The sequence below is a fragment of the Hyphomonas sp. BRH_c22 genome (genome assembly GCF_000961795.1).
Classification (GTDB): domain Bacteria; phylum Pseudomonadota; class Alphaproteobacteria; order Caulobacterales; family Hyphomonadaceae; genus Hyphomonas.
The window spans coordinates 1-11,630 of sequence record NZ_LADU01000108.1 but is presented as its reverse complement, the minus strand read 5'-3'; the positions used below and the strand labels follow the sequence as shown (position 1 = coordinate 11,630).

General features: G+C 62.2%; 14 protein-coding genes, 1 tRNA gene and 1 riboswitch. Of the genes, 6 read left to right on the top strand and 9 right to left on the bottom strand.

All coding sequences use genetic code 11. The features are described from left to right. Nucleotides 1-42: 42 nt before the first annotated feature. A riboswitch (cobalamin riboswitch) is annotated at nt 43-229 on the bottom strand. A gap of 28 nt (nt 230-257) precedes the next feature. Continuing rightward, a complete protein-coding gene (locus VR74_RS14900; protein WP_045698155.1) occupies nt 258-1,025 on the bottom strand; it encodes an SDR family oxidoreductase in 768 nt (255 codons plus the stop codon). Nucleotides 1,026-1,084: 59 nt separating this feature from the next. Here VR74_RS14900 and VR74_RS14895 point away from each other — a divergent pair, with 59 nt between their 5' ends. The 3 genes from VR74_RS14895 to VR74_RS14885 are packed head-to-tail and all read left to right on the top strand — an operon-like array spanning nt 1,085 to nt 4,000. After that, nucleotides 1,085-2,215: a Re/Si-specific NAD(P)(+) transhydrogenase subunit alpha gene (locus VR74_RS14895; RefSeq protein ID WP_045698234.1), complete on the top strand. Its 1,131-nt coding sequence runs from the start codon at nt 1,085-1,087 to the stop codon at nt 2,213-2,215. Continuing rightward, nucleotides 2,212-2,580: a proton-translocating transhydrogenase family protein gene (locus tag VR74_RS14890; protein ID WP_299950739.1), complete on the top strand. Its 369-nt coding sequence runs from the start codon at nt 2,212-2,214 to the stop codon at nt 2,578-2,580. The genes VR74_RS14895 and VR74_RS14890 overlap by 4 nt, the downstream gene beginning before the upstream one ends. 4 nt (nt 2,581-2,584) lie before the next feature. Continuing rightward, entirely contained in the window at nt 2,585-4,000 is a 1,416-nt protein-coding gene (locus tag VR74_RS14885; protein WP_045698153.1) for an NAD(P)(+) transhydrogenase (Re/Si-specific) subunit beta, read from the top strand. A gap of 45 nt (nt 4,001-4,045) precedes the next feature. Here the strand turns inward: VR74_RS14885 and folK are convergent, their stop codons facing one another. The 5 genes from folK to VR74_RS14860 all read right to left on the bottom strand — a co-directional run bounded on the left by folK (nt 4,046) and on the right by VR74_RS14860 (nt 6,429). Continuing rightward, entirely contained in the window at nt 4,046-4,573 is a 528-nt protein-coding gene (folK, locus tag VR74_RS14880; RefSeq protein ID WP_045698151.1) for a 2-amino-4-hydroxy-6-hydroxymethyldihydropteridine diphosphokinase, read from the bottom strand. Further along, complete coding sequence (gene folB, locus VR74_RS14875) at nt 4,566-4,931, bottom strand: dihydroneopterin aldolase (protein ID WP_045698149.1); 366 nt, start codon at nt 4,929-4,931, stop codon at nt 4,566-4,568. Before folB ends, folK begins: the two co-directional genes overlap by 8 nt. Beyond that, a complete protein-coding gene (gene folP, locus VR74_RS14870) occupies nt 4,928-5,767 on the bottom strand; it encodes a dihydropteroate synthase (RefSeq protein WP_299950736.1) in 840 nt (279 codons plus the stop codon). Before folP ends, folB begins: the two co-directional genes overlap by 4 nt. A gap of 70 nt (nt 5,768-5,837) precedes the next feature. Continuing rightward, complete coding sequence (locus tag VR74_RS14865) at nt 5,838-6,224, bottom strand: hypothetical protein (protein ID WP_045698145.1); 387 nt, start codon at nt 6,222-6,224, stop codon at nt 5,838-5,840. Between the two features lie 129 nt (nt 6,225-6,353). Then, a tRNA-Lys gene (locus VR74_RS14860) sits at nt 6,354-6,429 on the bottom strand. Between the two features lie 211 nt (nt 6,430-6,640). Here VR74_RS14860 and VR74_RS21155 point away from each other — a divergent pair. Beyond that, a complete protein-coding gene (locus VR74_RS21155; protein ID WP_299950735.1) occupies nt 6,641-7,273 on the top strand; it encodes a hypothetical protein in 633 nt (210 codons plus the stop codon). On the opposite strand, the gene tgt is transcribed toward VR74_RS21155, so the two are convergent. Further along, the gene (gene tgt / locus VR74_RS14850) at nt 7,176-8,321 is read right to left on the bottom strand and encodes a tRNA guanosine(34) transglycosylase Tgt (protein WP_045698142.1); all 1,146 of its coding nucleotides are present in this window, start codon (nt 8,319-8,321) and stop codon (nt 7,176-7,178) included. The genes VR74_RS21155 and tgt overlap by 98 nt on opposite strands. Before the next feature lie 107 nt (nt 8,322-8,428). Here tgt and VR74_RS14845 point away from each other — a divergent pair, with 107 nt between their 5' ends. After that, nucleotides 8,429-9,283, top strand: a complete 855-nt coding sequence (locus VR74_RS14845) for an SDR family NAD(P)-dependent oxidoreductase (protein ID WP_045698140.1) — start codon at nt 8,429-8,431, stop codon at nt 9,281-9,283. Here the strand turns inward: VR74_RS14845 and VR74_RS14840 are convergent. Together VR74_RS14840 and VR74_RS14835 are read right to left on the bottom strand one after the other, a co-directional pair. Beyond that, complete coding sequence (locus VR74_RS14840) at nt 9,280-10,167, bottom strand: division plane positioning ATPase MipZ (protein ID WP_299950732.1); 888 nt, start codon at nt 10,165-10,167, stop codon at nt 9,280-9,282. The two genes, VR74_RS14845 and VR74_RS14840, sit on opposite strands and share 4 nt — an antisense overlap. Nucleotides 10,168-10,218: 51 nt before the next feature. After that, complete coding sequence (locus VR74_RS14835) at nt 10,219-10,593, bottom strand: hypothetical protein (RefSeq protein WP_299950729.1); 375 nt, start codon at nt 10,591-10,593, stop codon at nt 10,219-10,221. A gap of 157 nt (nt 10,594-10,750) precedes the next feature. Here VR74_RS14835 and panC point away from each other — a divergent pair, with 157 nt between their 5' ends. Continuing rightward, on the top strand, nt 10,751-11,629 hold the full coding sequence (panC, locus tag VR74_RS14830; protein WP_045698136.1) for a pantoate--beta-alanine ligase: 879 nt from the start codon (nt 10,751-10,753) through the stop codon (nt 11,627-11,629). Nucleotide 11,630 lies beyond the last annotated feature (1 nt).

Sequence of the window (11,630 nt, the reverse complement as noted above, 5' to 3'; positions counted from 1 at the left end):
CGGAGTATCAGCCTCCGCTGCCATTGGTCTGAACCCGGACCAGGGCAAACGACGGCAAGAGGCAGGTCTCCTGGCTTGCGGATCGGTGGAACAGGCCGCCTTCCCGGGAAATTCCCAGTGGCTTTATGGCCAGTCCCTCTCCGCTTACAGTTACGGGCATAGCGCCGGATTCTCACCGGCTTCCCTTTTCACCTGCGGTTAGGCAGGCACCTTTTGCGTGGAACAGGCTTTAGTCCCGTGATTCCGGGATGGCAAGATCAAAGCGGCATCAGCGTGTGGCCGCCATCGACGACGATGGTTGCGCCGGTCATGAAACTGCCAGCGTCGGACGCGAGCAGCAGGAGAGGGCCCGACAGTTCGGAAACATCGCCGATACGGCGCTGGGCGATTCGGCGAATCATTTTCAGGCCCTCTTCCGATTCGAGGAAATCATCATTGATCTCGGTCTTGAAATAGCCGGGCGCGATCGCGTTCACGCGGATTCCGAAGCGTGCCATCTCGACGGCCATCTGGCGGGTCATGTGGTCGACCCCGGCTTTGGAAACCGAATAGGCGGTCGTCATCATCTGCGTACGCAGGCCCGTTATCGAGGCAATATTGATGATGGACCCGGGCACCTTGGCGGCCGTCATCGCGTTGGCGCCATGCTTGGCAACACGCCAGACGCCTGTGAGGTTTGTGTCGATGACAGCATTCCAGTCGTCTTCGGGCATTTTCGTGAACCAGCCTTCACGCGACATGCCGGAATTATTGACGATGATGTCGCACGGACGCCCCAGTGCGTCGGCGATTTCCGCGTAGGCGCCTGTCACGCTGTCTTCGCTTGTCACGTCCATTTCCACTGGCAAGGCCTTGCCGCCGCGCTTTTCAATTTCTGCAGCGACAGCCTCGAGGCGATCCATCCGCCGCGCCGCCACCACGACATGGGCGCCGGCCTCTGCCAGAACGCCCGCAAAATGGCGGCCAAGCCCGCTGGACGCGCCGGTAACCAAAGCCGTTCGATTAGCCAAACTAAACATACCCATGCCCTCAACCTCCAAATTTCATGTTGCGTCACGCAATAATTTGCCTCTATCTCAGCGGCATGAAAATATCAGTGCTGAGGGAGCGACGCTCCGGTGAGACCCGTGTGGCCGCAACACCGGAGACCGTCAAGAAGTTGGTCGGTCTGGGACATTCTGTAACCGTCGAGACGGGTGCAGGCGTGGTCGCAGGCTTTATGGATGATGCCTACAAGGCGGAGGGGGCAGTGATCGGCAGCAATGCTGCCGAGGCCGCCAAGGGCGCCGATGTGGTGTTCAAGGTGCGTGGCCCGGAGGTCGCCGAGATCGCGTCCCTGCCGGACGGTGCGGCCCTGCTCGCCCTGATGGACCCGTTCGCGCTTGAACCCGGCCTGCTGGACGCGCTCAATGGCAAGAAAATCGCATCCCTGTCGATGGAATTCACCCCGCGCATATCCCGCGCACAGTCCATGGACGCCCTGTCTTCCCAATCCAACCTCGCCGGCTACCGCGCCGTGATCGAAGGCGCGCAGACCTATGGCCGCGCGATGCCGATGATGATGACGGCGGCCGGTACGATCGCGCCCGCCAAAGTGTTCATCATGGGCGTCGGCGTTGCCGGCCTGCAGGCCATCGCCACGGCCCGCCGCCTCGGCGCCGTGGTGACGGCAACGGACGTTCGTCCCGCCGCCAAGGAACAGGTCGCCTCGCTGGGCGCCAAGTTCATCGCGGTCGAGGATGAAGAGTTCAAGGCCGCCGAAACCGCTGGCGGCTACGCCAAGCAGATGTCACCGGAATATCAGGCCAAGCAGGCTGAACTCACGGCGTCGCACATCACCAAGCAGGACATCGTCATCACGACGGCCCTTATCCCCGGCCGCGCTGCACCGGTGCTCGTCACCGAAGCCATGGTGAAAACGATGAAGCCCGGTTCAGTCATCGTCGACATGGCGGTCAGCCAGGGCGGCAACTGCCCGCTGTCGAAATCCGACGAGATTGTCGATGTGGGCGGCGTGAAAATTGCCGGCTTCTCGAATCTGCCTGCGCGCCTGCCGGCCGATGCGAGCTCGCTGTACTCCAAGAACCTGCTGGCCTTCCTGCCGCTTGTCACCGCCGAGGATGGCGCGCTCAACCTCGATACAGACGACGAAATCGTCACCGCCATGCTGCTCACGCGCAATGGTGAAACCGTGAATGACAGGGTGAAATCATGAAACGCCTCAGCAGCCTCGCCGCGACGGCGCTCCTTCTCGCCGCGCCTGCCTTTGCAGAGTCCGGCGGCGTGAACCCGACCATTTTCCTCGCCGCTATCTTCGTTCTGGCCTGCTTCATCGGCTATTACGTGGTCTGGAGCGTGACGCCCGCCCTGCACACGCCACTGATGGCCGTGACCAATGCCATTTCGTCCGTGATCATCGTCGGCGCCCTTGTGGCCGCTGCCGCAGCCGGCCTCACCGCCGACAACTGGATCGCCAAGATCCTCGGCGGCGTCGCCGTCATGCTCGCCAGCGTCAACATTTTCGGCGGATTCCTCGTCACCCAGCGCATGCTGGCCATGTATAAAAAGAAGGGGGAGTAGTCTGATGGACAGTTTCCACTCCACCTGGGCGCCCGCGCTCTACCTCGTCGCAGGCGTGCTCTTCATCCTGGCGCTGCGCGGCCTCTCCAGCCCGGCCACCAGCCGCAAGGGCAACCGCAACGGCATGATCGGCATGGCCATTGCCGTGGGCACGACCATCGTCCTGCTCTGGAACCAACTTGATCTCGCCACCTGGGGCATCATCCTTGGCGGCGTCGCGATCGGAGGCACCATAGGCGCCGTCATCGCCAAGCGCATCGCCATGACGGCCATGCCGCAGCTCGTCGCCGCCTTCCACAGCCTTGTCGGCCTCGCCGCCGTGCTGGTGGCGGCCGCCGCACTTTACGCTCCGCTCGGCTTTGGCATTGCAGACGCCCAAGGCATCCACGCCGCCTCGCTGATCGAACTCTCGCTCGGCTCGGCCATCGGCGCGCTCACCTTTACCGGCTCGCTGATCGCTTTTGCCAAGCTCAACGGCAACATGGGCGGCGCGCCGATCATGCTGCCCGGGCGCCACATCCTGAACATCGCGCTCGCAGCCGGCATCATCGTGCTGGTCGGCGTGCTGATGGCCAGCCACGGCCATGCGCACTGGGCCTTCCTCCTGCTCACGCTGTTCGCCCTGATCCTCGGCATCACGCTGATCATCCCCATCGGCGGCGCCGACATGCCCGTCGTCGTGTCGATGCTGAACTCCTATTCCGGCTGGGCCGCTGCGGCGCTCGGCTTCACGCTTGGCAACTTCGCGCTGATCATCACCGGCGCGCTCGTCGGCTCGTCAGGCGCGATCCTGTCCTACATCATGTGCAAGGGCATGAACCGCAGCTTCATCTCGGTCATCCTCGGTGGCTTCGGCGGCGACGATGCCGCCGCTGCTGGCGGCGTGCAGGTCGACCGCCCGTTCAAGCGCGGTTCGGCAGAGGACGCGGCCTTCATCATGAAGAACGCTTCCAAGGTCATCATCGTGCCCGGCTACGGCATGGCTGTGGCGCAGGCCCAGCACGCCCTGAAGGAAATGGCCGACAAGCTGAAGGAAGAAGGCGTTGAAGTGAAATACGCCATCCACCCTGTTGCAGGCCGGATGCCGGGGCACATGAACGTCCTGCTCGCCGAAGCGCAGGTGCCTTATGACGAGGTGTTCGAACTGGAAGACATCAACTCCGATTTCCGCAATTCCGAAGTGGCGTTCGTTATCGGTGCCAATGACGTGACCAACCCGGCGGCGAAGACCGACAAGACATCGCCGATCTACGGCATGCCAGTCCTCGATGTGGAAAATGCCGGGACGGTCCTCTTCATCAAACGCTCGATGGGTTCCGGCTATGCCGGCATCGAGAACGAACTCTTCTTCCGCGACAACACGATGATGCTGCTCGCCGACGCCAAGAAGATGGTCGAGGATATCGTCAAGAACCTCTAGGCCATGACGCCCGGAACATGAGGGGCGCGCTGAAAGGCGGGCCCCTTATTTCGTTTCGAGAACCGCCTTGATGAGTTCCGTGGCCTCGTCATCGACAACGCAATCATTCGGCCTGGCCGCTGCCTGCAAGGCCTTGGCGCGTGCGTCCATCCGCTGGTTGCCCAGCGTCAGGTCAGGCGCGATTTCAGCCAGCGGCGCAATGACGAACAGCCGTTCGGACATGCGCGGATGCGGTAGGGTCAGATCTTCGGTCCGCATCTCCACGCCGGGAATGATCAGCAGGTCGATATCGATCTCACGCGGCCCCCATCGCTCTGATGCCGTGCGGCCCAGCGACGATTCGACGTCCTTCACCGCAGCGAGCAGGTCTGCCGGCGACAGATCCGTATCGATCAGGGCGCACATATTGATGAATTCGCCCTGGTCTGTCTTTCCCCACGGGCGCGTCTTGTAGGCAGATGAAACCCTTGTCAGCCTGCAGCCAGGCAGCGCGCCGATGGCACGCAGGGCAGACGCCAGAAAACCTGTGCGGTCTCCCACATTGGACCCCAGGGCGATTGCTGCCTCAGTCATCGCGGCCTCTCGTTACGGACACGCCGACATGGTCGACAATATGCTTTATCGGCGCCGACGGCTTGCGCACGGTGACCATCACCTGGTGCACCATGGCAAAACGCGACAGGATCGCCGCTGCAATATCATGCGCCAGCGTTTCAATCAGGTTGAAATCGTCCTGGGCCGATACTTCGGCGGCAAGGTCACATAGATCAGCATAGTTCACCGTCCCGCTCAGCCTGTCGATGGCATCGGCCTGCCGAATGACGCGGCAATCAATATCGACCATGAATTTCTGGCCGAGCGATTTCTCCGCGTCCATCACGCCATGATGGCCGTGAAGCCTGAGATTCGAAACGAAAACCCGGTCTGTCATTGTGCCTCGCCTATCGCATTCCACATTTTCAGTGCGTCCGCGTGGGCGCCCACATCATGGACGCGCAGAATCGAAGCGCCTCTCTGGACGCTTGCGAGACCTGCGGCAAGGCTTCCGATCAAACGATCATCCACGTCACGGTCCAGCAATTTGCCAATAAAGGACTTGCGAGACACGCCGACCAGAACCGTCACGCCATAGTCGAGCATGACATCGAGACGTGCCAGCACGCCAAAATTCTGTTCCCATGTTTTACCAAATCCGACGCCGGGATCGAGGATCATATGCTCGCGCGGCACACCGGCCTCCTGCGCAACACCGAAAGCCTGATCGAAGAATGCGCGCATGTCATCGACGAGGTTCAGGTCCGGGTCGGCTTTCCCGCGATTATAGGTCACGACCACGGCGCTTGCGGTGTCAGCGACGGCCTGCGCCATGCCGGCGTCCCGCGTCATGCCCCAAACGTCATTGATGATCACCGCTCCGGCCTCCGCCGCTACGCGGGCGACGCTGGCCTTGTATGTATCGACAGAGACCACGCGCGATCCATCGGCGCAGAGGCCGGGCAGGACCGACAGGACACGCTGCGCTTCATCCTCCGCGCTGACAGGGGCTGCACCGGGACGTGTCGACTCCCCGCCGATGTCGAGAATGTCAGCGCCTTCGGATTCCATCCGCTGCGCCTGCGCTATGGCCGCAGCCGAATCAAAAAATACCCCGCCATCTGAAAACGAGTCCGGCGTGACGTTCAGGATTCCCATCAGGAGCACACGCCTGCGGGCCTCCTCCAGGATTGAATCCCGCAAGCTCGCCCGCCTGATCCTGTCTGCACTCATCCGACTCGCCTTTCGCCACACCGTGACAGGCTTATCGGATCGCTGCAGGCACGGGCAAGGTGTCGCAAGTTCAGCCCTTGGTGTCCACGCCGGGATCGTTTTTCGAATAGGCATCTTCGAGTTCGGTATTGCCCGGTGCGGGCTTCACCGCGCCCGGCGTTGCCTTGCGGCTGCCCTTGTCGGCATCCAGCATTGCCGGCGTGTTCGGAGACCTGTCATCATCCGGGCTGATGACAGGGTTGGACTGCGCATCGATAGGCTCGCCTTCGTCACCTACCGGGCGTCGCTGGCCATCATCCCGCAGGATGCCATGATCATCGTCTGAACCGGTGGCCTGCCCAGCCCGAAAACCGGATTCGGCCGTATCGTCACCGCGCCCCGGTGTTTCACCGTAGCCGCGCTGCCGGCTCAGTTCCTGTTCACGTTGAGGGTCTGTATCGGCTTTGGTATGTTTCATTGAGGACTCCTGTGTCTGGAGAACCAATGGCTGAACCAGCGGGGCGTTCCGCACGCCAGCAAGATGGGCGTCCAGAGGCGCCGCGATCCTGCCGCGAAAGCGGTGTTTCCTGGCAGTTCGGGAGGGTAATGGTGTGCCCAGCAGGGTTCGAACCTGCGACCTACTGATTAAAAGTCAGTTGCTCTACCAGCTGAGCTATGGGCACGCCGAAGGCGCCATTTAGGCAACGGCGCTTCCCGGGTCAACCGCTACCTGCACAGCGAGGCTTGATGTCGCCATATTTTTCGCATCACCCTGACAGCATGAGCACAAGATTACTTTGTTTTGGCGCCTTTGCCGCGCTTGCCGCATGCGCCAGCACCCCACAGTCAACGGTCCCGGCCGATGGCAGCACCGCTCCCTCCCTGAGCAGCCAGATGGGCACCGTAACGACCAGCGCGATGGAACAGACGCGCGACGGCCTGCCGGACGCTGCATTGTCCTCTCTGGACGACCTGAACCTTCGGAGGGACGAGATTCCGCCGTTACTGGCAGGTATGGAGAGCCCTTACGAACTTTCGCCGGTTCTGACCTGTGAAGCGGTTGAAGCCCAATTGGCCAGGCTTGACCTTGTCCTCGGGCCGGACTGGGATACGCCCAATCCGGACGCGCGCCTGCGCACCGAAATCCTCGCCGATTCGGCCGCTGAAGCGACATTGAACATGCTGGCATCCGAGGCCCGGGGATTCATCCCTTTCCGCGGCCTGATCCGGAGAGCCAGCGGCGCGGCCGAGCATGAGAAAAAATACAACAAGGCGTTCAAGATCGGCGCACAGCAACGCGCCTATCTGAAGGGCTATGGGCTGGCCAAGGGCTGCCCGCCGCCTGCGCGTCCGGACTTCATGGTCCACCCTTCAGTGAGTGACGACATCCTGTTCAAGGGAGATTTTCCTCAGCCGCCTCCGGCCGGGCCTATGCCTCAGTCTCCGCCTTCGGAGACGACTTTGTCCCAGCCCACCGCGCCGCCAATTCAGAGCGAAGGGCTTCAAACCGTCCCTCCTGAATACTGAGACGGATTTCGGCCATCAGAGCCTGGAAGAAGGCTGTATTGTGCCAGCTGAGCAACATGGGGCCGAGATACTCACCCGCCTTGAACAGGTGGTGGTAATAGGCCCGCGAATAGTCGCGGCTGGCAGGGCAATCGACACCTTCGTCAATTGGCGACAGGTCTTCCGCAAACTGCGCATTCTTGACATTGACCGGCCCGGCCCATGTCCAGGCCTGTCCGTGGCGGCCTGACCGGGTGGGCAGCACGCAGTCAAACATGTCGATGCCGCGCGCGACGCTTTCGACCAGGTCGATCGGCTTGCCGACGCCCATGACATAGCGCGGCAGGGCGTCAGGCAGGTGCGGGACCGTCATGTCGATCGTCGCGCACATCTGCTCATGCCCTTCACCCACAGCCAGTCCGCCCAGCGCGATTCCGCCGAAGCCCTGCGCGACCACGCCCTTGGCAGACTGTTCGCGCAGGTCTGCGAAGTTCGATCCCTGGATGATGCCGAACAGGGTCTGGCTGTCCCGGTCGCCAAAAGCATCAAGGGATCGCTGGCCCCACTCCAGCGACAGGGTGAGGCTGCGCTCGGCCTCCTTGTGGGTGCAGGGGAAATTCGTGCATTCGTCGAGCTGCATGGAAATATCGGCGCCCAGGAGATCGGCCTGAATCTCGATGCTGCGTGCGGGTGTCAGCCGGTGCGTTGACCCGTCGATATGACTCTGGAACGTCACCCCGTCGGCATCCATCTTGCGCAGCTGGGCAAGGCTCCAGACCTGAAAGCCGCCACTGTCGGTCAGTATCGGGCCCTTCCAGCCGGAAAACGTATGCAGGCCGCCAAGGCGCTTCACGCGCTCCGCGCCGGGCCGCAGCATCAGGTGATAGGTGTTGCCCAGGATAATGTCGGCCCCGGCCGCCTTCACCTGGTCCATGTAGAGCGCCTTGACCGTGCCGGCGGTGCCGACGGGCATGAAGGCCGGCGTGCGGATCTCGCCGCGCGGCGTGGTCAGCGTGCCAGTGCGGGCCGCGCCTTCGGTTGCCTTGATCTGGAAAGGGAAAGTCGCCATGCGCGAGGCCTATAAGCGGTGCGGCCTTGTCTGCCTAGGCTTCCGATGCGTTATGGCTTGTCCTGACGGCCCGCACGTCGCAAGCTGAAAGAAAACGAGGGACGGACATGAAAGATCTGGCTGGAAAGACAGCGTTCGTAACGGGTGCAGCATCAGGCATCGGTTTGGGTATCGCCACGGCACTGGCGCAAGCGGGTGTCAAAGTAATGATGTGCGACATCGAGAAAGACGCGCTGGACAAGGCGACAAGCGACCTGAAGCAGACGAATGCGGATGTCGACGGCGTGATCGCGGATGTGTCCCTCAAGGACGAGCTGCAGGCCGCCGCTGACGCCACGATCGAACGCTTCGGCAAGGTCCACATCCTCGTCAACAATGCCGGTGTCGGCGGTGGCGGCAGCTACGGCCAGTGGACTGATGCCGGCTGGAACTGGACGCTCGGCGTCAACCTCATGTCGGTCATCTGGGGCATCGAGATTTTCGGGCCGCTGATCGAGGCGCATGGCGAGGGCGGCCAGATCGTATCGACCGCGTCCATCGCGGGCCTCGTTGCGGCTGTTGCCCCGCCCTATAATGTCACGAAGTACGGCGTGGTGGCGCTTTCGGAAGGCTTGCGCGTGGAACTTGCGCCGCGCGGCATTGGCGTCTCCGTCCTCTGCCCCGGCTTCATTCGGACCAGGATCATGGAATCAGCCCGCAATGTACCTGATCGGTTCGCCGGCGCTGTGGATACGACCGGCGCGGCAGCCGATCTGGAGAGTTCAGAATTCGCCGCGGCGGCGGCCGAGGCCATCGCGCATGGCATTGATCCCCTCTATGTGGGTGAACTGGTGCGCGAAGCGATCGAGGGTGACTGGCCGTACATCATGACAGACACCGAATTCGAACCGGCCGTGGATGCCCGTTTTGCTGCGATCAAAGAGGGATTCGACAGGATCCGGGACCGCAAGCCCCGCCACTAGAACTCGATTTCAGCGCCAATCAGCTCCGGCAATTGCAGGACGATCAGGAGGTCGCGCATTTCCTGGCGCGCGGCGACATGGCTCATCGTGAAGGAGACGTTCGAGCCCTTCTCGGTGAGGTCAAGCAGGGTCAGGCCGGCTGGAAAGAGTTCGCGATAGATCACGCGCTCTGACAGGCCGGGTGCGAGGCGGAAACCGATGCGCTTGGACAGGTTTTCAAGCGCTTCGCCGACGCGTTCCTTGTTCTTGGCGGCCAGCGGCGACATGCGATTGCGCATGACGATCCAGTCGATCGGACGGCGGCTCGCCTGCGCCTTCTTCTTGCGGCAGGACCAGACCATTTCCGAGTAGAAGCTGGGCCGGATCACTTCGAGCGTCTGCGGGTTCACGTCGCCCAGCAGGTCGAAGTCCACGAAGCTGTCATTCAGGGGCGTAATCAGGCTGTCGGCGCTGACATGCGCGAGGCGCGAGAGGAATGTGTCACCGCCGGGCGCATCGACCAGGACGAAATCACATGCCTTTTTCAGACGCGCGAGGCTGGACAGGAAACGCTGGGTTTCCTCGGCCTCGGCCTTGTCGAGATCCCGCTCTGTGCTGGCATCGACGCGGATGATTTCCGGCATCGGCAGCTTTGCACCGGTCGAGGTCATCCAGCGCAGGCGGTTTTCGAGATAGCGGGTCAGGGTGCGCTGGCGCACGTCAAGGTCGATGATGCCGACCTTCTTGCCCATGCGCATCAGCGCAACGGACAGGTGCATGGAAACGGTCGACTTGCCGGCACCGCCCTTTTCGTTACCGATGACAATCACCCGTGCATCGCGTTGCTGCACTGACATGTCCGGGCCACCCACCTGACTTACCGGGGCGAATCCATCTGCGGGCATGTTGGGCGACTCCACACGATCTCAGCGGTTGAAAGACAAGGAACGAATTCCTCAGGCGACTCGCGAAACTTCCTCACTGCCGCGACGAGCCGCGGCGGGCAGGAAGGCAGACCGATCTTCGAACAGGTCTGCATCTTCAATAGGCGCCGGACCGTAGCTTGCCGCCATGGGCTCGCCATCGAAGAGAATCGAATCGCCAATGAGCGCACCGAATGGCACACCTTCCGGCATCCTGTCGAGCACCGGCGCGTGCGCCGAAATCTGTGTGAGCAGTGACCGCAATCCGCTGAGGGCGCCTGAAACCCGCGACATCTCGCGCGAGAACACATAAGCCTCCGCCGAAACCGGCGTGACCCGCGAATCAAACATCCATTCGTCAGACACGTGTTCCGGCTCGAAGGACCGAACCCGCGGCTCTGGTGCCACAGCTTCAAGGATCCTTGACCTGCCTGCAGCGACCCGGAGGGCTGCAGAAAGCGCGAAAGACTTAATCGGAGCGAGGATGCGGTATGTCATGGCTTTAAAATTCCCTCGTTTGGGTTAACAAGTCGTTTACTTCATAGCCAGTCGGGGCCTTTTCAAAGTGAATTCGAGTACAGGTAAACCGGTCACGGTCGTGAACACACGTGCCCAGCTGGCACAGTGCATCCGGGCATGGAAGCAGGCAGGCGAGACGGTGGGATTCGTGCCCACAATGGGGGCGCTGCATGGGGGGCACCTCTCGCTCGTTGAAAAGGCACGGGAAAAGGCTTCCCGGACCGTTGCCAGCATCTTCGTGAACCCCACGCAGTTTGCCCCCGGAGAGGATTTCGATACCTATCCGCGCGACCCAGATGCCGACATTGCCAGGCTCGAATCTGTCGGCTGTGATCTTGTGTATTTGCCGTCCGTTGAAGAGATGTATCCCGCAGGCAACACCACGAACGTGCGGGTCGAGGGCATGTCCGACCTGCTCGACGGGGTGTACCGGCCGCATTTCTTCTATGGCGTCACCACGGTCGTCGCCCGTCTGTTCCTGCACGTGCAGCCCGACGTCGCGGTCTTCGGCGAGAAGGATTACCAGCAGCTGCAGATCATCCGCCGCATGGTGCGCGACCTCGGATTTCCGGTCGAAATCCTGGGAGGAGAGACAACGCGCGATGCCGATGGCCTCGCCCAGTCCTCCCGCAACCTCTACCTCAAACCGGACGAGCGAATCGCCGCCGGCGCGCTGCAGGCGGCGCTGCACCGGGCATCCGTGCGGCTGGCGATTGGCGTGACGCCGTCGGTTGCGCTGGACGAAGCGCGGGCGCTGATCATGGCGGCCGGCTTTCGAACACTGGACTATGTGAGCCTCGTTGACCCCGACACCCTGCTGGACCTGCCGGATACGCCGCTGGCGCCCGGAACGGCCGCGCGGCTGCTTGGCGCCGCGTGGATGGGCAAGACGCGCCTGATCGACAATATCAGCGCGACGCGGTGAA